We start from the raw sequence: 24,525 nt of genomic DNA, 5'->3' as shown, positions 1-24,525 counted from the left end.
TTTCTTATGACTTACTGTGTCGCGATGTCCGTCGACGACGGTCTCGTGTTCCTCTCGGACACGCGCACCAATGCGGGCGTCGATCACATCAGCACCGCGCGCAAGATGTCGGTGTTCGAGTTGCCGGGCGAACGCATGCTCACGCTGCTGGGCGCCGGCAATCTGTCGCTGACTCAAGCGGTGCTGCACGAGTTGTCCGAGCCCACCGATCCTTCCCAGCCCACGCTCTGGAGCGCGCCGACCATGGCCGACGCCGCCCGCGTGATCGGCCGTGCGGTGCGTTGCGTGCATCAGCGCGAGGCCGAGGCGTTGCAGGAATTCGGCGTCGACTTCAATTGCAGCTTCATTCTCGGTGGGCAGATCGCGGGTAACCGGCCGCGCCTGTTCATGATCTACGCGGCGGGCAATTTCATCGAGGCGTCGGCGGTCAATCCGTATTTCCAGATCGGCGAGGCCAAGTACGGCAAGCCGATCATCGACCGCGTGTTGACGCCGTCCACGCCGCTCGACGAAGCCGCCAAATGCGCGCTGATCTCCATGGACTCGACGCTGCGCTCGAATCTGTCGGTCGGGCTGCCGCTCGATCTGCTGGTCTACCAGAAGGACACGCTGCGCGTTACGCGCTTCGTTTCGATCGATCACGACAACGCGTACTTCGAAATGATTCACCGGACGTGGGGTGAGCGGCTGCGCCAGGTGTTCGGCGAGATCCCCGATCCGGACTGGCAGGAATCGCCGAATGTGCCGCTATTGCAGCGGGAGCGGGCGCTGGTGCTGCATCGCGCGCCGGTGGGCGCTGACGGCATCGAACATGAACTCGACGCGAAGCCCGCGCAGACGTTGGCGCAGGCGGAGAGGGGCAAGGCGCAGCGAAAGTAGGCCGAAGACAGGCGCGGTCGCATGCGTCGGGCCGGCGTGAAGCGCGGGCTCGGCGGGAAGCAGTACAGCAGAGGTCGTCAGGAGCCTGAAGCGGGCTTGCTGGCGGCCTTTTTCATTGGGTCATCGAGAAGCATCAAGGAACTCAGGACGAAAAAAAACCAGCCACAGGCTTTCGCCCGTGGCTGGTCTTCAACTGCGTGTTGCTTCAGCAGTCCGTCAAGTTCGATTAGAACTTGTGGCGGATGCCCAGGCTGACCAGTTCTTGCGAGCTGGAAGCCGAGTTGTAGCCGTACGAACCGATTGCCGCGCCTGCATCAACCAGCGTACCGGCCGACGTGCGTTGCTGACCGCTTGCGTGCTGATATGCGCCGACCAGGTAGACGTCCGTGCGCTTCGACAGGTTGTAGTCGCCGCCCAGGGAAACCTGGTGATACGTTGCGCTCGAATCGCCGCTAGCCTTGGTGTAGATGTAGCCCACGCCAACCAGCATTGCCGGCGTTGCCTGGTAACCCAGGTATGCGCCACCGACGTTGTACTTCTGGGTCGAACCGAAGCCCGAGTTCGCGTCCGGCTTGTACTGTGCATTGCTGTAACGCAGGTTGGCCGTGAACGGGCCTGCGACATATTGCACAGCGACCGAAGCGATGCCGATCGACTTGGCTGCGGCGTATGCGCCGTTGACCTGGTTGTCGAACGTGCCGTCCGACGTGCTGCCGTTCCAGCCAGCTGTCGGCGGCGTGCCGGCGGTGCGGCTAGCCAGCGTGTTGCCGTTGTCCATGCGGAAGTAACCGGCAGCCACGCTGAACGGGCCCGTTGCATACGTTGCAGCGCCCGACCACGATTGACCCGAACCCGTTGCGCCAGCCACGCCGCCCAGAGCGTACATGCCTTCGAACTGGAAGCCGCCCCACACCGGCGAGGTGTACTTGATGGCGCTGTTCGTGCGCGAGGAGTTGTCGTTGTTGTCGACGTCGCCCGGCGTGGTGAAGGTCGAACCGAAGTAGTTGTCAGCCGTCAGCGGCTGAACCAGGTCGACCAGCGGGTCGTATTGACGACCCAGCGTGAACGTACCCCACTGATCACCCGTCAGGCCGACATACGCTTGACGACCGAACATACGGCCGCCTTGACTCAGCTTGCCGTTGTTCACGTCAAAGCCGTTTTCCAACTGGAAGATTGCCTTCAGGCCACCGCCGAGGTCTTCCGTGCCCTTCAAGCCGAAACGCGGACCTTGCAGGTTGCCGCCGACCAGGCCGACCTGATTCGAGTTCTTGCCGTTCGCGTCAACCGTGTTGTGAGCGTACTGGATCGATTCGTCGATCAAACCGTACAGGGTCACGCTGCTTTGAGCATGTGCCACGCCAGTGACGCCGAGGAGCGCCAGCGAGAGGGTAGACAGTGCGATTCGTTTCATCCATTTCTCCACGCAGATGATTAGTTTCTTTGTTGCGGAAAGGAGAATAGCTCACGGGGTCAATCGGCAAGAACTGGAAAAAAAAGAGTGTCTCCAAAAACTGACAAATCACGCAAAGCCTTGTATTTAAAGCGCGTTAACGATTATTTCTGTTTCAGCAACATTTATTCGTTGACTCAGCATTATTGTTGTTTTGATGACAGTGACGACTCCAATACGCGTACTTTCGACATTGATTTGTAGGCTAAATGTAATTATGTCGTCTAATTTTCCGGCTCGTTCTGTAGCGTTTCCATAAGAATTGAAGCGGATCTGGCTTGACGGAGCGGCTAGACAGGTTTTCGTCGTTGTGAGCAGGCGCACCCGTGCAGCCGCTTGCAGGTGCGGCCGGGAAGCTGGGCCGGGACTGGAGGGCTTAGCGTTCGCTGTGATCGGTATTGCGGCGCGCGACCATTGCTGCAGCCAGCCCGGCGGTGGCCGCCACGAGCACCGAAGTCCACGGATGCCGCCTCACGTAGCGGTCGGCCGCAACGGCTTTGCGGCTCGCTTCGATCAGTGTGACCGCGGCGATGCGCGTCGCTTGCGCTTCGGCGAGCACGACCGTGCGGCCGACCTTGAGCGCCGTTGCCCGCGCCGACGGCCGGTTTCTCGCTTGCATCCGGAAAGTCGCCGCTGGCGCCGCGCTGTTCAGCGCGCCGGCCCTCGCGGCGCGCATGGCGGGAGTGAGAGCGGCGTCGCCCGGCGCGGCGCGTTCGTCCGCGTGCGCGTCGGCGTGCGGCACCGCGTCCGCGGCGACAGTCGATGCCGCCAGCACCGAGGCGAGCTTGGCACGGCTGCCCGGCGGCGTCTCGTTCTGCATACCCCAGCCTCCGCGAGGATCATGCATGCGCCCGCGCGCCGCCGAGAATTCCGCACCGAGCAGCAGCACGGCGGCGGAGAAGTACAACCACATCAGCAGCACGGCGAGCGAACCGGCCGCGCCGAACGAGGTGGCCATGCCGGCGTGCGCGAGATACAGCGCGAACAACTTTTTGCCCGCCGAAAACAGCACGGCCGCGACTATCCCGCCGACGAACGCATCGCGCCAGCGCACGCGCGCATCCGGCAAAAACTTGAGCAGGCCCGCGAAAGCGAACGCCAGCACGAGCAAGCCGACGCCGAGTTGCAGAAGATTGCCGATCACGACGTACGGCGAGTCGCCCCACAGCCACTTGCCGACGAAGGTGATGACGGTATCGAGCACCAGCGACACGATCAGCAAAAACGCGACGCCGAGCACCAGCCCGAACGAAATCAGCCGCACGCGCACGAGTGCCATCACGCTCGACGAACGCGGCCCGGTATTCGGCCAGACTATATTGAGTGCGCTATTGAGCGAAGAAAAGGTCGCGGAGGCGCCGATCACCAGCGTCACGAGCGAGATCACGGCCGCGATGCCACCCGCGCTGCCGCTGTGATGCGCGTTCTCGACGATCGTCTGGACGCCCGCGGCGGCCTGGTCGCCGAGCAGTCCGTGGATATGGGTGAACAACTCGCCACGCGCGGCTTCGGCGCCGAAGAACCAGCCGGCCACGGCGATCACCATCACCAGCGTGGGCGCAAGCGAGAACGCCGCATAGAAGGCGATGCTGGCGGCCATGGCCGCGCAGCGGTCTTCGGCAAACTGTTTGAAGGCGCCGATGGCCCAGTTGGCCTGTTTGCGGGCCACTTGCTGGAGGTTCTCGGCGGAAAGCGTGTCGATGTCCATGGTCGTGTTTCCCAATGGGTGCTGGCGCCGCGCGGGCAATTCGAGGTGGCGGGTGCGGACCGGGTGTGCGGACAGATCGGGCTGCTTCGCCGCAGTCTTCGCGTTCAAGCCTTTCGCAAACCTTGTGCCTGTCACTATAACAAGCGTGACCGGCGCGCGCCGCGTGCGTGCAGGTCACGTGCCGGCACCGTCGGCGCACCTTGAGCCAGGTGTGCCGTTAGAATGCGCAGGGATCCTCACACACTTTGCTCACTATGCACTCGCACGAACTCGTACAGCGGCTGGACGTCATTGCAGCGGAACAATTGGACGCGCATTTGCCTGCGCATGTGGTCGAGCAGTTGCCGGCGCAAGGCGTCACGGTTTTCTCCGTCACCGACGACGCGTCGGACACCGCCGCATTCAGCGCGCGCTACGGCTTCGGTCTGGAAGACTGCGCGAACACGATCGTGATCCGTTACAAGAAAGAGGGCGGCGAGCATTACGCGGCGGTGGTCTCGCTGGGTTCGCTGCGGCTCGACATCAACGGTGCGGTGAAGGCGGCGCTGGGCGCGCAGCGGCTTTCGTTCGCCAAACGGGAAGCGGCGGTCGAGCATAGCGGCATGGAGTTCGGCGGTATCACGGCCTTCGGTCTGCCGGACGACTGGCGCATTCTCGTCGATGCCGCCGTCATGGAGCGGACCCAGATCGTCATGGGCGCGGGCGTGCGAGCCGCCAAGTTGTTGCTGGCGCCTGACGTCCTGCGTCAGTGGCCGCGCTGCGAAGTTGCCTCGCTGACGCTGCCGGTGGAATAAATCGTCGCCCACCTCGCGTGCACATAATCAGGTATGAAGGCGCCGCCGCGTCCATTGCGTCGTGAGCCGCGCCTGCCAGACCCTCGTCTTGGCCCTGCGCCCGAAGCCGGTCGGCAAAGCCTGAAGTTTTCCGTCCCGTTCCGCCGTTAATCCGAAGAGTGGCATGAATCACCGCGGCGTCCGCAGAGGTGTGCACGCTGCCGGAACGACGCTGGCCTGCGCCTGAGCGTACGTCAGGCTAGCGCGATACCGGCGCGGCTCAGCAGGCGCTGGTTGCGTTCGGACAAGTTCTTCATGCTCAATTCCTTGCCGGCTTTTCGATAACGTTCGACCAGCGCTTGCAATGCCGCCAGGGCCGAATGATCTGCCAGCAGCAGATCGCGGCAGTCGACGGTAACGCGCTCGGGATCTTCCGCCGGGTCGAAAAGCTCGTGAAAGCGGGTGGTCGATGCGAAAAACAGCGTGCCGCGTGGCGCGTAAATCTTGTCACCGGCGCGGTCTTCGACATGCGCGTGGATTTCACGAGCGTGCTGCCACGCAAAATTGAGCGCGGCGATCACGATGCCGCACAACACCGCGATCGCCAGATCGGAAAATACGGTGATGACGCTGACCGCCACGATCACCAGCGCGTCGTTACGCGGCACCTTGCCGAGCACGCGCAGCGAACCCCACGCGAAAGTCTGTTGCGCCACCACGAACATCACACCGACCAGCGCCGCCAGCGGAATGCGTTCGATCAGCGGCGACAGGAACAGGATGTACATGAGGATCATCACGCCGCTGACGACGCCGGACAGTCGCGACCGGCCGCCCGAATTCAGATTGATCATGGTCTGGCCGATCATGGCGCAACCGCCCATGCCGCCGAACAGACCCGAGGCGATATTCGCGGCGCCGAGCGCGAGGCATTCACGATTCGGCTGGCCGCGCGTTTCGGTGATCTCGTCGGTCAGGTTGAAGGTCAGCAGCGTTTCCAGCAGACCGACGATCGCCATCAGCACCGCGTAGGGCAGCACAATATGAAGCGTGTCCAGATTCAGCGGGACGTCCGGCATATGCAGACTCGGCAGGCCGCCCGCAATGTGCGCCATGTCGCCGAGCGTGCGGGTCGGCACAGGCAGCCACTGCGTGAAGAGACCCACGCCGACGATCGCCACCAGCGCGGGCGGCGCCGCGCGCGTGAGCCGCGGCAGCAGATAGACGATCGCCATGGTCAGCGCGACGAGTCCGCACATCACGAGCAGCGCGCTGCCGTGCAGCCATTGCTCGCCTTGCGGCGTGCTCTGCCTGAAGTGCGCGAGCTGCGCCATCGCGATGATGATCGCCAGTCCGTTGACGAAGCCGAGCATCACCGGATGCGGGACCATGCGGATCAGTTTGCCGAGCCGCAGCGCGCCGAACAGCACCATCAAGATGCCGCTCAGGATCACGGTGGCAAGAAGATATTGCGCGCCGTGTTGCACGACGAGCGCCACGATGACCACCGCCATCGAACCGGCGGCTCCGGAAATCATGCCAGGTCGTCCGCCGAATAACGCCGTGATGGCGCAGATGAAGAAGGCGCCGTACAGGCCCATCAACGGGTTGAGATGGGCGACCAGCGCGAAGGCGATGCATTCCGGCACCAGCGCGAACGACGAGGTCAGTCCTGCGAGGATATTGCTTTTGATGCCGGGCAGCGTGGCGAGCCAGCCATGAGTGGGACGAGCGGTGTTCATCTTCAGCGAGGTGGGAGGTCCGGGTTGACGGCGTGCATGCAAGCGAGACGCGCGTCCGCAGACAGATGAGTGTCCCGGCCTGGGGCGCAGCGGTGGCCGGGCAAGATTGCAAAAAGCGTGGATTTTACAGCAGTGCGGTCTGGATGACCGGGAGGGGAATTAAGTGGCGGCAGCTTCCGCTGCGCGCCAGTTAGAAATGCCACACAGCCGGCGAGGCGGCTGTCTGGCAGTGCGCGTGGACGCTCACGTTCAGATCATCAGACGCGAAACCTTGGTGCCTTCGAGCGATACGCCGGCCATCAGTCCGCCGTTCGTCAGCACAAAGGCTTCGACCGGGCTGGTGGCAGTAGAAGTATCCACCGCGCCGTTCGCGCCGATCTTCAGTAAAGCTACGGTGGCGTCCGCACCGGCTGCCCAGCCCTGGCTGCTCGTGAATTTGTCGAGTGCTTCTTGCGTCATGAACAGGAAGATCAGGGCCTTGGACTGTGCTCCGATCTGCAAACCGAACGAGCCCGCGACGGTGCTGTAGTAACCCGCCGTGCGGCCACCCACGCGCAATGCGCCTTCGCCGTATTGGCCGCCGACCCAGAAGCCCGCCGAAATGACGTTCGGGAACACCAGAACGCCGCGCGCCTTGGCCACCAGTTCACGTGAGCCTGTGACGTTCTCGTAGAGACGCGACAGCGTGGAATCAACCCCGGCATTGATGCTGTCCCGTTTGCCCGCGTTGGCCGAAGGCGATGCGCTCGAGGACGGCGACGTGGTCGTGCAGCCGGCAAGGCCGAGTCCGGCGGTGGCGAGCGCGGCGCTGGTCGTCATGATGAATTGTCGTCTACGCATGATTGTTTTCCTTTTGCGTTATTGGTGTTATGAAAGTGGCGTTGCTCATTTTCGTTCAAGCGGTAAGGGCGTGACGCCGACAAGCCCGTACGCCGATTGCTAACCAGCACATAGCGTGCCCGACCCCGCGGTGCGCGTGTTCAGTGCTGGTGCGGCGCGCGTGGGCGGGGCCACGCGCGAATTGCCGGCGGCCGTTGCCCCGCCTGCTCATTACTACACCGACGGCCGGATGTTCTGGTTGTGACGGAACAGGTTGCGTGGATCGTAGCGGTTTTTTACAGCGACGAGGCGTTCGTAGTTCGGCCCGTACGCATCGGCGACGCGTCCGCCTTCCTCTTCCGTCATGAAGTTGACGTAGACGCTGCCCAGCGCGAACGGCGCGGCGGCGTCGAAAAATGCGCGGGCCCAGCCCACGCAGCGCTCGTCATCGCTCGCATCGTCCCAGCGGCCGTGTACGTTCATCGCGTACACCGTGTCGCGGCTCGAATAGGCGGTGGCTTCGACTGGCACGCTCTGGGTCTGCTCGCCGATCTGCCCGAAGAAAATCTCGCATTGCGGCGTCGGCAGGTTATTAATCGCGTTGAGCAGCGCGTCGATGAGGCCGTCCGGAATGTCGACCAGATTGTGCGATTTCCAGTAGTTGCGCGCGCCCGGCGTGAGCAACGGGTCGAACGCCTGTTGCCACATGGCATACGGCATCGGGCCGAGATGTTCGCCGAGCGGCGTTCCGAAAGCGCGGACGAATTCCACCGTGGACGGACCGCTTTCGACGGCGCCGGTATAGCACATTGCGAAGACGATCACCGGCTTGCCGTGGACTTCGGGCGGCAGAAACGGCAACGGCGGCGCGAGCCGCAGCACGGCCCACACGCTCAGTTCCTTCGGCATCGCGGATTGCGCCGCGCGGTATTTGAGCAGGGCGTCCCTTGCCTGCTCGATCGGCAGGACCACGAGGCCGGCGTAGACCAGCGGCCCGACTGGATGCAGGACGAACTCGAAGCGCGTGACGACGCCGAAATTACCGCCGCCGCCGCGAATCGCCCAGAACAGGTCTTCGTGCGAATCGGCGCTTGCGTGGACCAGTTCGCCTTCGGCGGTGACGACGTCGGCCGACACCAGATTATCCACGGTCATGCCATATCTGCGGCTCAGCCAGCCGAAGCCGCCGCCGAGCGTCAGGCCCGCGACGCCGGTGGTCGAGTTGATGCCGAGCGGCGTGGCGAGCCCGAAAGCCTGCGCCTCATGGTCGAAATCGTGCAGCGTCGCGCCCGGTTCGACATACGCGCGACGCGCCGCGGGATCGATCTGCACCGATTTCATCTGCGACAGGTCGAGCACGACTCCGTCGTTGCACAACGCGCTGCCGCCGATGTTGTGGCCGCCGCCGCGAATCGCGAGCGGCAGGCCGTTCTCGCGCGCGAAGGCCACGCCCTGGCGCACGTCGGCAACGCCCGCGCAACGCAGGATGATCGCCGGATGCCGGTCGATCATCGCGTTCCAGATGCTGCGTGCTTCGTCGAAGGTCGCGTCGCCGGGTAACAGAACCTGACCGCGCATGGCGGTTTTCAGTTCGTCGACGGCGCTGCTGGACACGTTAACCATGGCTCAATCTCCTGAGATAGTGGGAGAGATTCGCAGAACACTATTCAGCTGACCAAAGCAAATTGGAAGTGTCCTGAAGGCTTGTTTGCGTTCAGTAAACGAGCCTGCCTTCTGAAGTCAAACGAAGGTAAACCCGCGTTTTTTACCGGTTGAGCGCGCGGGCTGGCGCGGCAAGCTTGCGGGAGCCTTGACGGTGGCGAAGACCTGCCCGGTGCCACGGATGGTGGAAATGCTTCGGACAAAGATACTGCGGGAATGTGTTGGGTGCGCCGCTGCGTGGTGGGTGTGCAGCGACACTTCCCGGTCCGGCTCGCCGGCGCGTGGGAGCGCGCGAGTGTCGAGCAGACCGCTTAGCTCTTCACGAGGCCGCCGTCGACGATCAGATTCTGGCCGGTCACCGCGCGTGACCACGGCGACAGGAAGAACAAAACCGCATCCGCGAATTCTTCCGGTGTCGTGACGCGGCGCACTGGCGTGGAGCTCGCGATCAGATCGAAGACGAAATCCGGCGTGGCCGCGCTCGCGTCGGTGGTGCGCAGCAGTCCGCCCGACACCATGTTCACCGTGATGCCGTCCGGACCGAGGTCGTGGGCAGCGGTGCGCGTGAGCGACAGCAGCGCCGCCTTGGCCGCCGTGTAGTCGTGATAGGGAACGACGGGGTTCTGAAACAGATTGGTGCCCACGTTGACGATGCGGCCGAACCCACGCGAACGCATGCCGGTAACGGCCGCCTGAATCGTGTTGAGCGCGCCTTTGAGCGAGCCGTCGAGTTGCTGCTGGAAATGCGCCCAGGCGATGGAATCGATTTTCGGGCGAGCATCGCCATCGAACCGGAAGTCGGCCAGCGCGTTGTTGACCACCGACACGATGGGTTGGCCGGTTTGCAACTGCGCTTTGTCAAACAGGCGCGCGACGGCGGCCGCGTCCGTGACGTCCGCTCGAAGTGGCAGCACCCGATTGCCGAATTCCTCTTTCAGTGCGAGCGCGGATGTTTCGCTGTTGCGATAGTTGACGACCACACTCGCACCTTCGCGTAGCAGTGCGCGCGTGATCGCCGCGCCAAGTCCGCGAGCGCCCCCCGTGACCAGCACCCATTGTTCGGATAGAAGCATCTTTGTCCTGTTATCGATCGAGTTGCGATGCTCGTATTGTCGCCCGAATCGGAATTCGCATCCGGTCCGTGCGATGGCGCATATATCGCTAACGAATTCATAAAGGGAGTGGCCCTGAGTTTGCGCGGCAGTCGGAATGCGCGGCGGACCGAAAGTTTTTTGCGGCGAGTAGGGCGACTGGTCCGATGGCGGACTGCTTTTTATTCACTCGACGGTCTTATGCGTTGCCGAAGCGCGGGGGTGATCATGGCGCTGGGCAAATAGTCCGAGTTGCGCCGTCTGTGTGATTGCACTCACTCCTGCATGGGCAACTTCTGTTTTGTGTTCGGATGCCCACGTATGTGAAGCATTTGAACCATGGTCGCATGGTTAGTCTGATCACGCGGATTAAAGAAAATGTAAAAAAAATAATAGTTGGTACTGCGTATCTATGGACGAAAACTTTCTCCTATTTATAAAGCTGGTAATTGACGATCTCTGACAGTTCAGCTGCGCAATTCACCGTAAAAACCGTGGCGATATCGCACTGCGTGGGGTAACGCACGGTCGCTGAATGGCACTGCGCATAACTTCAACGTCCATCAGGCCCAGCTGTGCGTTTTCAAAACCGGGGTTCGCGCACAGCCAGTTGTCCTCTCTCGAATCACGTTGAATCGGACCGGGGTTTTCCGTGCGAGAGATGCCGAAAGTCATGTGGTTTTAGCGTGAGGCGAGGCGATGACGACCGGGCGTTGAGGTTTCATTTTTAACAGTGAACAGAGATTCGCTTGTTACCAGGGCCGGTCGCTAAAAGCATATAGTTAGGAGAATGAAATGAAAAAGCAAAACGGGGACGCACTGGTGCTGGGGACGCGCCGGGCGGTATTCGCAGTTGCTGTGAGTCTGTATGCGGCGATGGCGGGTGCGCAAACTGATCCGGCCGCGTCGGCCGCGCCGTCGGTCAGTTCGAACGTGATGATGTTGGCGCAGGCATTGCCGGATGATTGTGCGGGCACGCCCGGCTGCATCCGGCAAAGCAGAAGCCTCGTGATGCCTGGTGGAAGTGGCTTCGCCGCGGGTGGGGTGGGGGCGGTAGCGGCCGGGGGCACGCAAAGCGGCGGCGGGACTTCGTCGACCGGGACGGCTACTGCGGGCAATAGCGGCGGGAGTGGTTCGGGCTCGTCGGGACTGGGTTCCGGGAGCACGGGCAGCGGCAGTGGTAGCGGCGGAACCGGCACCGGAGGTGATGGCGGCACCGGCGGGGATGGCGGTGACGGCGGCAGTGGAGGTGACGGTGGCGACGGCGGCGACGGCGGCCATGGTCATGGCCATCATGGGCACCACGGTCATCATGGCCACCACGGCGATGGCGGTCATCATGGTGACGGCGGTCATGGCCACGGCCATGGCGGCGACGGTGATGGAGACGGCGGCCATGGAGATGGTGGTCACGGCGATGGCGGTCATGGTCACGGTGACGGCGGCCATGGTGACGGCGGTCATGGAGACGGCGGTCACGGCGACGGCGGTCATGGAGACGGCGGCCATGGTAATGGTGGCCATGGTGACGGTGGCCATGGTGAAGGCGGTCACGGCGACGGTGGCCATGGTGAAGGCGGTCACGGCGACGGTGGCCACGGAGAAGGCGGCCATGGTGACGGTGGCCATGGTGAAGGCGGCCACGGAGATGGCGGTCATGGCGACGGTGGCCATGGCAACGGCGGTCATGGTGAAGGCGGTAACGGTGACGGTGGCCATGGCGACGGCGGTCACGGCGATGGCGGCCATGGAGACGGCGGTCACGGCGATGGCGGCAAGGGCGGGAACGGTCCTGGTGACGGCGGTCATGGCAACGGTGGCCATGGAGAAGGCGGTCACGGTGACGGCGGCAATAGCGGAAACGGTCCCGGCGCGGGCGGTCCCGGCAATGGTGGTCACGGCGACGGCGGCAAGGGCGGAAGCGGTGCCGGCGTAGGTGGGTCGGGCAACGGCGGTAACGGTGGCTCCGGCAATGGCGGCAAAGGCGGCGGCGGTCCCGGCGCGGGTGGCTCGGGCAACGGCGGTCCTGGTGCAGGCGGCCCGGGTAACGGCGGCAACGGTGGCTCCGGCAATGGCGGCAAAGGCGGCGGTGGTCCTGGCGCGGGTGGCTCGGGCAACGGCGGTCCTGGCGCAGGCGGCCCGGGCAACGGTGGCAACGGTGGCTCCGGCAATGGCGGCAAAGGCGGCGGTGGTCCTGGCGCGGGTGGCTCGGGCAACGGCGGTCCTGGCGCAGGCGGCCCGGGCAGCGGCGGTAACGGTGGCTCCGGCAATGGCGGCAAAGGCGGCGGCGGTCCCGGCGCGGGTGGCTCGGGCAACGGCGGTCCTGGTGCAGGCGGCCCGGGTAACGGTGGCAACGGTGGCTCCGGCAATGGCGGCAAAGGCGGCGGTGGTCCTGGCGCGGGTGGCTCGGGCAACGGCGGTCCTGGCGCAGGCGGCCCGGGCAACGGCGGCAACGGTGGCTCCGGCAATGGCGGCAAAGGCGGCGGTGGTCCTGGCGCGGGTGGCTCGGGCAACGGTGGTCCTGGCGCAGGCGGCCCGGGCAACGGCGGCCCCGGCGCAGGCGGCCCAGGCAACGGCGGCAACGGCGGCCCCGGCGCAGGTGGCCACGGTCACGGCGGCGACGGCGGCCCCGGCGCAGGTGGCCACGGTCACGGCGGCGACGGTGGCCCCGGCGCAGGTGGCCACGGTCACGGCGGCGACGGCGGCAAGGGCGGAAATGGCCCAGGCGCGGGCAACGGAGGCCAAGGCCATGGAGGCGGCTTCGGCGGCGGCTTTGGCTCAGGCCACGGTGGCGGCTTCGGCGGCCATGGCGGTGGCTACGGCGGTGGCGGCGGAGGCCACGGCGGCGGCAACCACTAACGGAGCGACGTTCCTTCATCGCACGGAGGCCGGGAGACCGGCCTCCCTATCGATGCCAAACGGAGCGAGCGAACGACCATCGTCCGCTCGCTCCCATCTTCAACCTCCGCAAACTAATCGCTCAAAAAACCAGTACGAAATCCCGCGTCACACCACTTCAATCACCCTCTCCTGCACCACCAGAAAAACCTTCTCCTCAGCGACACGACCGTCCTCTCGCGTCCCTCCAGTAAAGCTCCCGAACGCAGGCAACACGCCGCCCGCCGGCCCGAACCGGAAACACGGAACCCGTACCGAATCGTTGCGCGTCGCAATCCGATACACCGGATGCACATGCCCCGCGAGCGCATACGCACCTTCGGCATTCTGCGGGTAATGACACAGCGCCCACGGCCCGACACGCCAGGGCTCCTGAACATACTCGACGTCGAGCGTCGCCGGCAGCGCGCCCGCATGGCGGTCGTGATTGCCTTCGACCAGCACGACCCGCAACCGCGCATGCCGCGCGCGCCAGACGTGCAATGCGTCGAGTGTCTCGGCGGCGTGCGCCTCGCGCGCATGCAGCAGGTCGCCGAGAAACACCAGCATGGCCGGTTCGAACTCCGCGATCAGAATATCCAGGCGCATCAGGTTGTCGGCGGTCGAACCGATCGGCACCGGAATGCCGCGTGCGCGAAACACGGCGTCCTTGCCGAAATGCGCATCGGCGACGAACAGACAACGCAGCGCCGGATCGAACGCCGCGCGCAAGCTCGACAGCACGAGAGGATGCCCGGCAATCTCCACCGGCAACGAAGCAGGCCTCATGTGCGGGCCGCCTTCTCGAGTTCGGCCAACATCCGCTCGACGCGATCCGCGAGCTTCTCCGTGCTGACCTTTTCCCGCAGGCGTCCGACAATCAGCGGAAACGCGAACGGTGTCGGCTTTTTCGGCCGCGTGACGACCACGCGGCTCGCGTTCATGCGTTCGAGCGCAATGCGAATGCGGTGGGCGTCGAGTTCCTGCAGAAGCACTTCATCGTCGGCCTGATTAAGCAACAGATTGCCGCGATCGTGATTGCGAAAGATCTCGTAGAAGAGACCACTCGACGCCTGCAATTGCCGCGCGCTTTTCTGCTGCCCTGGATGCCCCTGAAACACCAGCCCCGACACGCGCGCAATCTCGCGAAAACGCCGCATCGAGAGTTCCGACGAATTGAGGCTGGCGAGAATGTCGTGATCCAGTTCGTTTGGCGAGAGCAATCCGCTTTCGAGTTGCGCAGCCCAATCGAATGGTTGCGCGGACAACAGCTCGAAACCATAGTCGTTCATCGAAATAGAAAACGTACCGGGTTTTTCGCGCGCGACGCGCCATGCCAGCAGCGCGCCCAAACCGATATGCGCCGTGCGCCCGGCAAATGGATAGCAAAAGAAGTGGTGCCCTTCGCGCGATTTCACCAACTCGACCACCAGCACGCCCGGCTCGGGCAAGGCCGACCACTTCTGCTGCAATTCGAGCAGCGGCCGCACGGCGCGCATTTCGGGTTCGTCATAGATGCCGGCGGCGGCGCGCGCGAGCATCGTCAGCGCGGCGTCCGCAAGTTCGGAGGAAAGCGGCATACGGCTGCCCGCCCATTGCGGCATGGCTCCGCGCGACGAGGTCGCGCGCCGCACCCACGCGGTCATATCCTGTACGCGGATCAATTCGAGTGCACGTCCGCCGAAAGTAAAAATATCGCCCGGCTTCAGCCGTGAAATGAACGATTCCTCGATCGCGCCGATCCGGCCGCCGGCAAGATAAGCGACATTCAACGTGCCGTTCGCGACGATGGTGCCGATATTGTTGCGATGCCTTCGCACCAGATCCTCGCGCGGCACGCGGTACAAGCCGTCGCTTTCGCGCACCACGCGATGATAGTCGGGATACGCGCGCAACGCCGTGCCGCCGCCTTCGACGAAGCCGAGCGCCCAGTCGAACTCCGCCTGCGTCAGTTGACGGTAGGCATAGGTGCTGCGAATTTCGCCGTACAGGTCGCGCGCCCCGAAACCGCCTCCGATCGCCACGGTGACGAGATGCTGCACCAGCACGTCGAACGGTTTCTCAGGCGTTTCGCGGCCTTCTATCTGACGCTTCTCGACGGCTTCGCGCGCGGCGGCGGCCTCGACCAGTTCGAGCGCATGCGTCGGCACGATCGTGACACGCGACGGCCGCCCCGGCGCGTGACCCGAACGGCCCGCGCGCTGCATCAAACGCGCGACGCCCTTGGGCGAGCCGATCTGAAACACGCGCTCCACCGGCAGAAAGTCGACGCCCAGATCGAGGCTCGATGTGCACACCACCACTTTCAACAAGCCGCTCTTGAGGCCACGCTCGACCCATTCGCGCACTTCCTGATCGAGCGAGCCGTGATGCAGCGCGATCAGGCCGGCCCATTCGGGCCGCGCTTCGAGCAGTGCCTGATACCAGACTTCGCATTGCGAGCGCGTATTGGTAAACACGAGCGAGGTCTGAGCTTCGCCGATCGCCTCGGCCACGGCGCCGACCTGGCGCATGCCCACATGACCGCCCCACGGAAACCGCTCAATGGTCTCCGGAATCACCGTATCGACGATCAGTGCTTTCGGCAGCGCGCCATGCACGCTTACGCGTGGCGTCTTCACGGACGCGAGCAGAACATCGGCGGCGAAAGACAGATTGCCGAGCGTCGCCGACAAACCCCACACCTGGACTTCAGGACGCCAATGCGCGAGACGCGCGAGCGCGAGTTGCGTCTGCGTGCCGCGCTTGTTGCCGAGCAGATCATGCCATTCGTCGACGATCACCAGCCGCACGTGTGCAAGCACATCGCGCGCATCGGGGCGAGTGAGGATGAGCGAGAGACTCTCCGGCGTCGTGACCAGTGCCGATGGCATGCGCCGGTTCTGCCGCGCGCGCTCGGTCGACGACGTGTCGCCGGTGCGCAAGCCGACGCTCCACGGCACGGCCAGTTCCGCCGCCGAACTTTGCAACGCGCGCGCGGTGTCCGCGGCGAGCGCGCGCATCGGTGTGATCCACAGCACTGTAAGCGGCTCCGGTTGCGTGCGGGGCGTGCCGCGTTTTCGCGCGCTTGACGTGGCTGCGAAGGCGGCCAGTGCGCCGAACCAGACGGCCCATGTTTTGCCGGCGCCGGTCGTGGCATGCAGCAAACCGCTCGCGCCGCGGCCGATTTCCTGCCAGACCTCGCGTTGAAATTCAAATGGTTGCCAACGGCGCGCCTCGAACCATTCGGCGAGTTTTTCGGAAAACGGGCGCTGCGCAGCGGCTTCGTCGATGGAAAAAGGCAGCGGCTCGAAGGCTGGTTCGCGTGCGTCGAGCCGCGCCTGCTGCTCGCGGCTGCGCGGAATCCGGCGCGGCCGGGGTGCACGGCGTCGCTCCGGCGCAGCGGAAGGCGCGGGGACTGTGGTTTCGTCGGAGTCAGCCGGCTCGGTCATCGAAAGCGCTCTTTAGCATCGGATTCGCGTGTCGGCGAACAACTCGAAGGAGGGGATTTCCTATGTGGACCGCTAAACCGCTCAGGTGGTTCACCTCGAATCTTCGCACTTACATGTGGCGCGCCGCTCATGTTTAAATGCCGGGGCATTGCCTGCCGCGATCCAAGGTCGAACGCGCGCGGTCATAACGCAACAGTCCTTTCATCACGGAGCGCACGTTGAATCACACACAGGCATTGCTGCCGCAAACCTCATTGCGAATCGCGGCTGCGCAAGCGCAACCGGTGTGCGGCGACGTCGCGACCAACATCGCCAGAACGGTCGAATTGACCGCTCTGGCTGCCGATGCCGGCGCAAAACTGGTGGTTTTTCCCGAGAAATTCCTGACCGGCTACGAACCCGACCTGATCGCCGGCGATCCCGCGAAATACGCATTCGATGCACACGACGCGCGGCTCGAACCGATCCGGGCCATCTGCCGGCAGCGTGAAATCGCGGTCATTGTCGGTGCGGCGACACGCGGCGAGGGCGGCCTGCATATCTCTTCGCTCGTATTCAGCCGTGCCGGCGCGCAACTCGATTCTTATCACAAGCAATACCTGTACAGCAGCGAGACAAAGATCTATCGCCCGGGCACGCAAGGCCGCATGCTCGAACTCGACGGCTGGCGCCTCGCACTCGGCGTGTGCTACGACTCGGGTTTTGCGGAGCATGCGCGGCATGCGGCGGTCAATGGCGCGCACGCGTATCTGGTGAGCGCACTTTTCAGCGTGCAGACCGGCTACCATCAGTCGCGCATCTGGTTTCCCGCACGAGCCTTCGACAATACCGTCTACGCGTTGCTGTCGAATCATGTCGGCACCACCGGCGGCTGGGCCACGTGCGGTGCGAGCGCGATCTGGAGCCCATCTGGCGACGTCATCGTGGAAGCGAGCCGCGAGCGTGAAGAAGTGATTACCGCGCTACTCGATCCGGCCGTGCTGGCCGACGTCCGCGAACGCGAGACAGTGCTCGCGGACTTTCGCGCACGCAGCGAGGCACCCCATGCGATCCGTTACAATGAGGCGCACCACCCATCTGGAGACTCGCTTTGAAATCTATCGTTGCATTGGTCGCAGCTGCTCTTCTGTCTTCGACGGCAATGGCCGCCGCGCCCACCACCGAAAAACTGCCTTCCGGCGTCGTGGTCGAACACCTCACGCAAGGCACAGGAGCCCAACCGGCTGCCGAAGATGTCGTGAAGGTCAACTACCGCGGCACGCTCGCGAACGGTACTGAGTTCGATAGCTCGGCGAAACACGGTGGCCCGGCCACGTTCCCGCTGAATCGCGTGATTCCGTGCTGGACGCAAGGCGTGCAGAAGATGAAAGTGGGCGGCAAGGCCAAACTGACCTGCCCGGCAGCGACCGCTTACGGTGATCGCGGCGTCGGCGTGATTCCGCCGAATAGCGATCTGACCTTCGAGGTCGAACTGGTCGGCATCGTCAAATAAGCAGCACGACGTGAACTGAGACTGAGCCCCGCTCCGAATTTCGCAGCGGGGCTTTTCTTTTTCCGGGCACTGCGTCTGCCCACTGCCAAGTACTCCCGCAATGAAGCGCGAAAACAATCCCGTACAGGTGGCCAGCATCGGATTTACCGGCAAGACGGCCCAGCAATTTTTCGATCTGCTGAAAAACGCCGAGGTGCGGACGGTGCTCGACATTCGCCTGAGCAACACGTCGCAATTGGCTGGCTTCGCAAAGAAACAGGATCTGCCTTTCTTTCTCGACAAGTTGTGCGGCGCCGCTTACCAGGAAATGCCTGAGCTGGCTCCGGAGCCGGACTTGTTCAAACGCTACAAGGCCGACGAACTGACGTGGGGCGAGTTCTCCGCGGCCTACGTCGAGCTGATCGCCAGGCGCCGGGTGGAAAGCAATCTGGACGTCGATCTGTTCCGCTCGGCATGCCTGCTTTGCAGTGAACATTTACCTCACCATTGCCACCGGCGGCTGGCGCTCGAGTATCTGAACTCGCATTGGAATAGCCGCCTGAACATTACCCACCTGTCGTAACTGCCCGTTCGATAGCGGCGTCTTTGCGCAACTGGAGAACGCCGGATTTCACTCGGACGGCGCGAAAAGCATCGAGATATAAACGATCGTGGAGACGACCGTAATGCCGACTCCGATGAAAACTTTGGTGCGATTGAATTCGAGTCCGCCGTTAATGGCCACGCAGATGCCCACCACGGACGCCAGGGTGCCGATCGTGGCCAGCAAGACGTGAAGCTTGCTGCGTATCAGCTTGCGCCGTTCCGGACTGGCGCCTTCTTTCCACTTGTCGAGTTTCACGGGGATTGTCCTTTGCGTTAGCGTGTACTGAGCCCGAAGGTTTGGACGGGAGAGTGGTGCGGTCCGGTTATGCCCTTTCGCATTACGAATGGTTTCCAATGGCACACAGCATAGCCGAGCTGCCGGACAGTGCAAATAATAAAAGCGGAAAGATTGTTGCAAGTCTATTTGGCGGCGCGCGCGCGTAGCGGACTCGGCCCGAAACAGGGCGGCGAACGTTTTTTTAAAGTCCTGGTGCGTTCGGTCGTCTACTATCTACTCACGCGCCGACACGGCATCCCCCTCGCTGCGCAGTCCAGAATCCCCCCGTCGTCATTCGTCGCGCTTCAGGAGCGCCAGCCATGAATATCGACTTTCACTACGGTGTCATCTATATTGCCGCCCGCGTGGCGGGGATGCCGGCCGACCACGCGATCACCGTGGCGCACGCCTGCCAATATGTGGACGATGCGACGACCGCGGGCATATTACGCTTCAAGGGCGGCGAGACGTTCGAACGCTTCGCCACCGCCCACAAGTTGTTCGATTACGCCACCACGGAGGACGACAAGAACCGCCTGGTGTGGACGCCCTTTCATTTCCTGCCGGCGGCCGAAGGCTCGACGTTGCACGAGAAGGCCGTGTGCCGGCCGGATAGCGCGGTCGCGCGCGAGGTGGTGCGGCGCGCCATCCTGCGCCGGGACACCGAAACGGGACTGCATCGGCTGGGCGTGACGCTTCACACGTATGTCGATACATGGGCGCATCAGGGGTTTGCCGGGATCGAAAGTCCGTGGAATCGGGTTCATCTGCTGGAAGCTCAGGACTGCACCCGCAAAGGCTGGTTCGCCAAACTCAGACTCGCTACCGAGCACCTGCTCGAACACATGGAGGAGGATGTGCTGACCGTTGCGCTGCCGGTCGGTCACGGTGCTGCCTTGCACTATCCTGACCAGCCGTGGGCGAAATGGCATTACATCGACGGTAGAAACGAGTTCGTCCAGCGACACAATCTGCCGGATTTCGTGCAGGCAGCCCAAATGGCGTGCCGCGCGGTGCGTGCCTATCTGGGGGGTCGGCAAGACTTCGAGAACCTGCCCGGCATGCCGGACGATGTGACAGACGTGCTCACGAATCTGCTCAATACGAACCGACTCGAGGACGACAACGATCGCTTGCGGCACATTTGCCGCGTCGTGAAGGCGGGCGGCATTCCGGGTTTGAAAGAGTCGATTCCGGACTATGTGCCAAAAGGTCCCGGCTCCTGGAAGTACATGGCCACCGGGTTGATGTTCGGCGACGATACCGGCGAGAAGCCCGAGTGGACGAACGCTTTTGAGAAAAGCGATTACCGTCTATTTCACGACGCGGTCAAACAGCACCGCTTCGTGACCACGCAGGAGATTCTGCCCACGCACGGATTGCGGATCGCCTGAACGGGGCGCGAGCGCCCCGAACCCGGGTTATTGCAATCTGGCCTGCTGACGTTGCGCAGCCTGTTCTTCCGCATGCTTTTTGGCCATATGCCGGCCGACCAGACAGCCGCCGACCGCGCCGACCACCGCGTGATGTCCGGCGTAGTGTCCCGCCACTCCGCCTACAACTGCCCCCTTCATGCAGCCGGCCGCGTTTGCCGTGCCGACCGCGGCCGAAGTGAGCGCCACCGCCGCGAGGGCGGTTCTGATGTAACCAGCTTTCATCTGAAAAGTACCGTGCAATTAAAGAGGGGTTCTAACATGGTGCTATACGGCGTCATTTCAATAGCCATTCCAGTGCCGTTCACGCCATTCATGTTCGCGCCAGTGCTCGCGGCGCCATTCGCGTTCGCGCCATTCACGACGTTCGCGCCATTCGCGTGCATGCCAGTCACCGTAGCCGTAGCCGCCGTAAACAACCGGCACCGGGGCCGGGCCCCGCGCGACATAAACGGGCGGCGGCGGTGCAACCACGCCGACTGGAATACCGACTCCGACCGCCACATCCACGTGTGCCGAGGCTGCCGACGATGCCGCCAGCACTGCCAGACCGAATACCGCGCCGATGATCTTCTTGTTCATTTGCCTTCTCCTTGCATATCGAAGTGCGGTGCTTCCGATTGCCTCAGGTTCACCCTTGCGGGTTTTCCAGAGCTTTGCGTCGAGTTACGGTTTGGAGTGTAGAAGGGCGGTCCGGACACAGGTGAAACAGCGCTGCGAGATTGGTAACGCGGGGTTACGACGCTGCCGGATAGCGCATTGCCTCTCGGGAAGCCCGCATTTCATGGCTGAAAAAAGTGTTTTTATAAGAGCGGGCGGACGCGCGAACGTACTCAGGCAATAAAAAATGTACTACTGCCCTTTGAATCTCCTAATGCTTGCCTATAGTAGAAGCGGCTCTTGCCGCGATGCACGGGGCCGCCTTTCAGTGCGACACAATGCCGTCGTCGATCGCCTGCCGGGAATTGGAAAGGCGGCTCAGGAATTGGAAAGACAGTAAAAGGGAAGGGAGAGTGGCAAAGAAAAAAGACGGAAAAGTGTGGCGACGAAGTAAAGAACCCGAAAAGTTCGTACTCCACCGAATGCATGATCGACTCAGAGTCGTGTTTTTATAGCCACGCCGATCTGCCTTTCTCGCGTCATTCGTGGCATAGTTCGATCGATTACCACATAAGGAGCAATCAAATGCCCACATTAGAGCAAATCCAGGCAAAGCTTAAAAAGCTTCAGGCGCAAGCTGACGTCCTTCTGGCCAGGAAAGCGCAAGTCGCGGTAGACCAGATTCGTGATCTGATGCTCAAGCATGGCCTGACTACCGCGGATATCGAAGCCAAGGCAAAAGCCCGGCGCGCCGCGAGAGGCTTGAACGGCGGTGGCAAGGCGAAAGCCGTGAGCTCCGGTAAGTCATTGGCAAAGTACCGCGACCATAAAACCGGTGCGACCTGGACGGGCCATGGCCGCGCGCCGGGTTGGATTGCCGGCGTGAAAGATCGCGCGCAGTTCCTGATCGAAGGCGCGAGCGAACTGAAGTCGGCGGCGAAGAGTGCTGTCACCCAGGCGAAAGGCAGCAAAGGTCAGCCGAAAGGTGCGCAACCGCCCAAGTACATCAATCCGAAAACAGGAGCGACCTGGAGCGGCCGCGGCCCGGCACCGGCATGGCTTGCCACCGTCAAGGACCGCACCAGATTCCTGATCGATAGCGCCTCGGCAACTGTGGCGGATGCGGGCCACAAAGCCGCGAAGAAGGCCGGCAAAGTGAAATCGGCGGCAGCTAGCGGCGTAGTGAGCAAGAAAGCCGCAGCCCGAAAAGTCGTGGCAAAGAAAGCAGGCGCGGCCAAAAAGACGGTTGCAAAGAAAGCCACTGCGGCAACTAAAAAAGTAGCAGTAAAGAAGGGCGCGGCGAAGAAGAGCGTCGTGGCCAAGGCAGCCAGGAAATCACCGGTTCGCAAGGCCGCCGCCAAAAGAACCGTCGCGACGAGTGCCGCGGCTACGCCCGCAGCAGCGCCGGCGTCAGCTGGCGCATGAGCGCAACCGAGTCGTAAAGTAGATGACCCGTACGCTTGAATCAACCCAGCAGGAAGACCAGGTCGTCCTGCTGGACTCCGTTCCTTATCCGGCAGAAGATGCCGCCGAACCCTTTATCGTCGCGAGTGACCGCCGGGTCATTCTCTCTTATCCGATTGCGGAGTCCGACTTCGAGCGGTTCGGACCATTCGATCCCGACGACGATCCATTTTGCGCGGTGTTATTTCCGGACGCCGTATTTCATCGTCTGGGTCCGCCGGGCGACGCCGATCTCGAGATTCACCCGCTCGCCTCGCAAGGTCTCACCGGCTATTCGGTTCATGAAGTCATGAATTCGTCGCTGGCCACCGAGCTTGCGGCGGTGGCATCGACAGGCCCCGCGCTGCGCCATTTCGTCATCACCTTTCAGGCCTCCACATTCGAATGCGTGGCGTCGGACTATACGGTGGTCGGTGTCTACGGCGCGGGCGAAATAGCCTCTCGGGAAGCCTTCTCACTAGTCAGATAATGAGATGGAGTAGCAAGGTGCGGGCCTGCATTGGGCACGCGCAATGCGTCCTGCGTTCGTCGTAAAGGCCGGGCCGAGGTCCGGTGTTCGTCAAACCGCAGGACGTGCACGCGACGCGTCCCGCCTATTAGCATCGAGGCTACGCATGCTGGCGATTCCGATTACTGCTTTCGTCACGCTCGTCATCATCCTGGTGATTGCCAATTTATCGAGCGGCGAGAAGAAGATCGAGCATAAGATCGATCGCCTTTACGCCAGCGACGATCCGCAATTCCTTCGCTCAATGGGTTTGCTGCTTGGGCCGCCGGTCATTTCGGGTAATCGCTTCGAGATGCTGCTGAACGGCGACCGCATTTTTCCTTCGATGCTGGAAGGCATCCGGTCCGCACGTCGAACGATTACATTTGAAACTTTTATCTATTGGTCCGGCGAGATTGGCGAGCAGATTGCGCAGGCGCTCGCGGATAAAGCGCGCGAGGGCGTCGCCGTGCATGTGCTGCTCGACTGGGTCGGCTCGTCGAAAATGGATAAGCGCTATTTGGATATGCTTCGCGATGCCGGCGCGGAAGTGATTCAGTATCACAAGCCCCATTGGACCGGCCTGGGCCGCATGAACGATCGCACGCACCGCAAGCTGCTGGTGGTCGACGGCCATATCGGCTTTACGGGCGGTGTGGGTATTGCGCCGGAGTGGACCGGCCACGCCCAGGATGAAAAGCATTGGCGCGATACGCATTTCCGCGTGGAGGGTCCGGTGGTTGGCCACATGCAGGCCGTATTCATGGACAACTGGGTCAAGGCAACCGGCAATGTGCTGCACGGCCCAGCCTATTTTCCCGATGTCGAGCCAATGGGTGACGGCCTCGCGCATATGTTCAGCAGCTCGCCCTCGGGCGGCAGCGACGACATGCAGTTAATGTATCTAATGGCGATCACGGCGGCGACGCACTCCATTCATCTGGCGAGTGCCTATTTCGTTCCCGACAAGCTGACCATTAACGCGATTGTCGAGGCGGCGAAACGCGGCGTGAAAGTGCAGATCATCATGCCCGGAAAACGGATCGACACGCATACTGTGCGGGAGGCGTCGCGTGCGTGCTGGGGCGATCTACTCAGAGCCGGCGTGGAAATGTACGAGTATCAGCCGACCATGTTTCACTGCAAATTGCTGGTGGTGGACGAATACCTGGTCTCAGTCGGCTCGACCAATTTCGATAGCCGTTCGTTCAAACTCAACGACGAAGCCAATCTGAACATCTACGACCGCGACTTCGCCAGGCAGCAAACCGCTGTTTTCGCCGACGATATAAAGAAGTCGCAACAGATCACGCTCGAAGCATGGATGCATCGGCCGTTTACGGAAAAGCTGATCGAGAAGTTTGTCCCGCTGCTGGATTCGCAGCTCTGACGAATCTTCTGATTACCGATTTGCGCCTGAGAGATAGGCTTCGATAGGTGATAGAGAAGGGCGCGCGCCGCTTTCCACTTCTTCCATAGCGGGCAGCGGTGTGCCAAGAAGCGATTTTGCACGTTGAGCGCGCGGCGGCGGCGCGCCAAAGCGTCCGTCGCATTCGCGTCTTTTATCTCGCTTTCCGCGGTCATTAATACGGCGTCCGCGCGCTCACCTTCCTGAATGCAATCGGTGCCGAGGTACGCGGCGCTCTGATTGCGTCCAGCTAGCAAGAGATGTTGCAACGTATCCGGTACGAGCGGATCAAGTGGCACCACTTCGCACGTGACCGGCTTGTCGTTCAGATGCAGGGTGCAGCG

The 24,525-nt window shown here is 62.7% G+C and carries 21 protein-coding genes; 9 read left to right on the top strand and 12 right to left on the bottom strand.

The window, feature by feature from the left end; all coding sequences use genetic code 11:
* Window positions 1-6: 6 nt before the first annotated feature.
* The gene (locus tag B0G82_RS22815) at window positions 7-879 is read left to right on the top strand and encodes a proteasome-type protease (RefSeq protein ID WP_106277090.1); all 873 of its coding nucleotides are present in this window, start codon (window positions 7-9) and stop codon (window positions 877-879) included.
* A 226-nt stretch (window positions 880-1,105) separates the two neighbouring features.
* Here the strand turns inward: B0G82_RS22815 and B0G82_RS22810 are convergent, their stop codons facing one another.
* Window positions 1,106-2,293 carry a porin gene (locus B0G82_RS22810; protein WP_116123291.1) on the bottom strand — a complete coding sequence of 396 codons (1,188 nt, stop codon included), beginning with the start codon at window positions 2,291-2,293 and terminating at the stop codon, window positions 1,106-1,108.
* A 415-nt stretch (window positions 2,294-2,708) separates the two neighbouring features.
* On the bottom strand, window positions 2,709-4,040 hold the full coding sequence (locus B0G82_RS22805) for a YihY/virulence factor BrkB family protein (protein WP_121310783.1): 1,332 nt from the start codon (window positions 4,038-4,040) through the stop codon (window positions 2,709-2,711).
* A 254-nt stretch (window positions 4,041-4,294) separates the two neighbouring features.
* On the opposite strand from B0G82_RS22805, the gene B0G82_RS22800 reads away from it, so the two are divergent.
* Window positions 4,295-4,834, top strand: coding sequence for a YbaK/EbsC family protein (locus B0G82_RS22800; RefSeq protein WP_106277095.1), 540 nt, complete (start codon window positions 4,295-4,297; stop codon window positions 4,832-4,834).
* 233 nt (window positions 4,835-5,067) lie between these two features.
* Here B0G82_RS22800 and B0G82_RS22795 read toward each other — a convergent pair whose 3' ends face one another.
* From B0G82_RS22795 to B0G82_RS22765, 7 genes are all read right to left on the bottom strand, one after another.
* Complete coding sequence (locus B0G82_RS22795) at window positions 5,068-6,555, bottom strand: SulP family inorganic anion transporter (RefSeq protein WP_121309131.1); 1,488 nt, start codon at window positions 6,553-6,555, stop codon at window positions 5,068-5,070.
* A 249-nt stretch (window positions 6,556-6,804) separates the two neighbouring features.
* A complete protein-coding gene (locus tag B0G82_RS22790) occupies window positions 6,805-7,395 on the bottom strand; it encodes a YSC84-related protein (RefSeq protein WP_106277098.1) in 591 nt (196 codons plus the stop codon).
* A gap of 213 nt (window positions 7,396-7,608) precedes the next feature.
* The gene (locus tag B0G82_RS22785) at window positions 7,609-8,997 is read right to left on the bottom strand and encodes an FAD-binding oxidoreductase (protein ID WP_121309130.1); all 1,389 of its coding nucleotides are present in this window, start codon (window positions 8,995-8,997) and stop codon (window positions 7,609-7,611) included.
* Window positions 8,998-9,347: 350 nt separating this feature from the next.
* Entirely contained in the window at window positions 9,348-10,109 is a 762-nt protein-coding gene (locus B0G82_RS22780) for a 3-oxoacyl-ACP reductase (protein ID WP_121309129.1), read from the bottom strand.
* Window positions 10,110-10,895: 786 nt separating this feature from the next.
* The gene (locus B0G82_RS41105) at window positions 10,896-12,878 is read right to left on the bottom strand and encodes a hypothetical protein (protein WP_158608187.1); all 1,983 of its coding nucleotides are present in this window, start codon (window positions 12,876-12,878) and stop codon (window positions 10,896-10,898) included.
* 255 nt (window positions 12,879-13,133) lie between these two features.
* Window positions 13,134-13,793, bottom strand: a complete 660-nt coding sequence (gene pdeM, locus B0G82_RS22770; RefSeq protein WP_121309128.1) for a ligase-associated DNA damage response endonuclease PdeM — start codon at window positions 13,791-13,793, stop codon at window positions 13,134-13,136.
* Complete coding sequence (locus B0G82_RS22765; protein ID WP_121309127.1) at window positions 13,790-16,435, bottom strand: ligase-associated DNA damage response DEXH box helicase; 2,646 nt, start codon at window positions 16,433-16,435, stop codon at window positions 13,790-13,792. The genes pdeM and B0G82_RS22765 overlap by 4 nt, the downstream gene beginning before the upstream one ends.
* Window positions 16,436-16,653: 218 nt before the next feature.
* Here B0G82_RS22765 and B0G82_RS22760 point away from each other — a divergent pair, with 218 nt between their 5' ends.
* From B0G82_RS22760 to B0G82_RS22750, 3 genes are all read left to right on the top strand, one after another.
* On the top strand, window positions 16,654-17,529 hold the full coding sequence (locus B0G82_RS22760) for a carbon-nitrogen hydrolase family protein (protein ID WP_121309126.1): 876 nt from the start codon (window positions 16,654-16,656) through the stop codon (window positions 17,527-17,529).
* A gap of 47 nt (window positions 17,530-17,576) precedes the next feature.
* Window positions 17,577-17,927, top strand: a complete 351-nt coding sequence (locus tag B0G82_RS22755) for an FKBP-type peptidyl-prolyl cis-trans isomerase (RefSeq protein ID WP_012426354.1) — start codon at window positions 17,577-17,579, stop codon at window positions 17,925-17,927.
* Window positions 17,928-18,027: 100 nt separating this feature from the next.
* The gene (locus B0G82_RS22750; protein WP_121309125.1) at window positions 18,028-18,489 is read left to right on the top strand and encodes a DUF488 domain-containing protein; all 462 of its coding nucleotides are present in this window, start codon (window positions 18,028-18,030) and stop codon (window positions 18,487-18,489) included.
* A gap of 48 nt (window positions 18,490-18,537) precedes the next feature.
* On the opposite strand, the gene B0G82_RS22745 is transcribed toward B0G82_RS22750, so the two are convergent.
* Window positions 18,538-18,768 carry a DUF2964 family protein gene (locus B0G82_RS22745; RefSeq protein WP_106277115.1) on the bottom strand — a complete coding sequence of 77 codons (231 nt, stop codon included), beginning with the start codon at window positions 18,766-18,768 and terminating at the stop codon, window positions 18,538-18,540.
* 341 nt (window positions 18,769-19,109) lie between these two features.
* On the opposite strand from B0G82_RS22745, the gene B0G82_RS22740 reads away from it, so the two are divergent.
* Entirely contained in the window at window positions 19,110-20,183 is a 1,074-nt protein-coding gene (locus B0G82_RS22740) for a DUF6765 family protein (protein WP_116145773.1), read from the top strand.
* A 27-nt stretch (window positions 20,184-20,210) separates the two neighbouring features.
* Here the strand turns inward: B0G82_RS22740 and B0G82_RS22735 are convergent, their stop codons facing one another.
* Window positions 20,211-20,447: a hypothetical protein gene (locus B0G82_RS22735; RefSeq protein ID WP_106277119.1), complete on the bottom strand. Its 237-nt coding sequence runs from the start codon at window positions 20,445-20,447 to the stop codon at window positions 20,211-20,213.
* Window positions 20,448-20,504: 57 nt separating this feature from the next.
* Window positions 20,505-20,804, bottom strand: a complete 300-nt coding sequence (locus B0G82_RS22730; RefSeq protein WP_116145771.1) for a hypothetical protein — start codon at window positions 20,802-20,804, stop codon at window positions 20,505-20,507.
* A gap of 603 nt (window positions 20,805-21,407) precedes the next feature.
* On the opposite strand from B0G82_RS22730, the gene B0G82_RS22725 reads away from it, so the two are divergent.
* The 3 genes from B0G82_RS22725 to cls all read left to right on the top strand — a co-directional run bounded on the left by B0G82_RS22725 (window position 21,408) and on the right by cls (window position 24,163).
* Window positions 21,408-22,247: an H-NS family nucleoid-associated regulatory protein gene (locus B0G82_RS22725; RefSeq protein WP_121309124.1), complete on the top strand. Its 840-nt coding sequence runs from the start codon at window positions 21,408-21,410 to the stop codon at window positions 22,245-22,247.
* 22 nt (window positions 22,248-22,269) lie between these two features.
* Complete coding sequence (locus tag B0G82_RS22720; RefSeq protein WP_116145770.1) at window positions 22,270-22,755, top strand: hypothetical protein; 486 nt, start codon at window positions 22,270-22,272, stop codon at window positions 22,753-22,755.
* A gap of 145 nt (window positions 22,756-22,900) precedes the next feature.
* Entirely contained in the window at window positions 22,901-24,163 is a 1,263-nt protein-coding gene (cls, locus tag B0G82_RS22715) for a cardiolipin synthase (RefSeq protein WP_116145768.1), read from the top strand.
* The last annotated feature ends 362 nt before the right edge of the window (window positions 24,164-24,525 follow it).

This window comes from Paraburkholderia sp. BL17N1 (genome assembly GCF_003634175.1).
Taxonomy (GTDB): Bacteria; Pseudomonadota; Gammaproteobacteria; order Burkholderiales; family Burkholderiaceae; genus Paraburkholderia.
Note: the sequence above shows the minus strand (reverse complement) of the source record. Positions and strands in the feature narration are given on the sequence as shown.

What these genes read in the sequence shown, in the direction of transcription:
- B0G82_RS22815 (WP_106277090.1), top strand. Translation starts at nt 7, where the DNA reads ATGACTTACTGTGTCGCGATGTCCGTCGACGACGGTCTCGTGTTCCTC.
- pdeM (WP_121309128.1), bottom strand. Translation starts at nt 13,793, where the DNA reads ATGAGGCCTGCTTCGTTGCCGGTGGAGATTGCCGGGCATCCTCTCGTG.
- B0G82_RS22780 (WP_121309129.1), bottom strand. Translation starts at nt 10,109, where the DNA reads ATGCTTCTATCCGAACAATGGGTGCTGGTCACGGGGGGCGCTCGCGGA.
- B0G82_RS22800 (WP_106277095.1), top strand. Translation starts at nt 4,295, where the DNA reads ATGCACTCGCACGAACTCGTACAGCGGCTGGACGTCATTGCAGCGGAA.
- B0G82_RS22795 (WP_121309131.1), bottom strand. Translation starts at nt 6,555, where the DNA reads ATGAACACCGCTCGTCCCACTCATGGCTGGCTCGCCACGCTGCCCGGC.
- B0G82_RS22725 (WP_121309124.1), top strand. Translation starts at nt 21,408, where the DNA reads ATGCCCACATTAGAGCAAATCCAGGCAAAGCTTAAAAAGCTTCAGGCG.
- B0G82_RS22810 (WP_116123291.1), bottom strand. Translation starts at nt 2,293, where the DNA reads ATGAAACGAATCGCACTGTCTACCCTCTCGCTGGCGCTCCTCGGCGTC.
- B0G82_RS22735 (WP_106277119.1), bottom strand. Translation starts at nt 20,447, where the DNA reads ATGAAAGCTGGTTACATCAGAACCGCCCTCGCGGCGGTGGCGCTCACT.
- B0G82_RS22790 (WP_106277098.1), bottom strand. Translation starts at nt 7,395, where the DNA reads ATGCGTAGACGACAATTCATCATGACGACCAGCGCCGCGCTCGCCACC.
- B0G82_RS22805 (WP_121310783.1), bottom strand. Translation starts at nt 4,040, where the DNA reads ATGGACATCGACACGCTTTCCGCCGAGAACCTCCAGCAAGTGGCCCGC.
- B0G82_RS22750 (WP_121309125.1), top strand. Translation starts at nt 18,028, where the DNA reads ATGAAGCGCGAAAACAATCCCGTACAGGTGGCCAGCATCGGATTTACC.
- B0G82_RS22740 (WP_116145773.1), top strand. Translation starts at nt 19,110, where the DNA reads ATGAATATCGACTTTCACTACGGTGTCATCTATATTGCCGCCCGCGTG.
- cls (WP_116145768.1), top strand. Translation starts at nt 22,901, where the DNA reads ATGCTGGCGATTCCGATTACTGCTTTCGTCACGCTCGTCATCATCCTG.
- B0G82_RS22785 (WP_121309130.1), bottom strand. Translation starts at nt 8,997, where the DNA reads ATGGTTAACGTGTCCAGCAGCGCCGTCGACGAACTGAAAACCGCCATG.
- B0G82_RS22755 (WP_012426354.1), top strand. Translation starts at nt 17,577, where the DNA reads ATGGCCGCCGCGCCCACCACCGAAAAACTGCCTTCCGGCGTCGTGGTC.
- B0G82_RS22730 (WP_116145771.1), bottom strand. Translation starts at nt 20,804, where the DNA reads ATGAACAAGAAGATCATCGGCGCGGTATTCGGTCTGGCAGTGCTGGCG.
- B0G82_RS22720 (WP_116145770.1), top strand. Translation starts at nt 22,270, where the DNA reads ATGACCCGTACGCTTGAATCAACCCAGCAGGAAGACCAGGTCGTCCTG.
- B0G82_RS22765 (WP_121309127.1), bottom strand. Translation starts at nt 16,435, where the DNA reads ATGACCGAGCCGGCTGACTCCGACGAAACCACAGTCCCCGCGCCTTCC.
- B0G82_RS41105 (WP_158608187.1), bottom strand. Translation starts at nt 12,878, where the DNA reads ATGGCCTTGGCCTCCGTTGCCCGCGCCTGGGCCATTTCCGCCCTTGCC.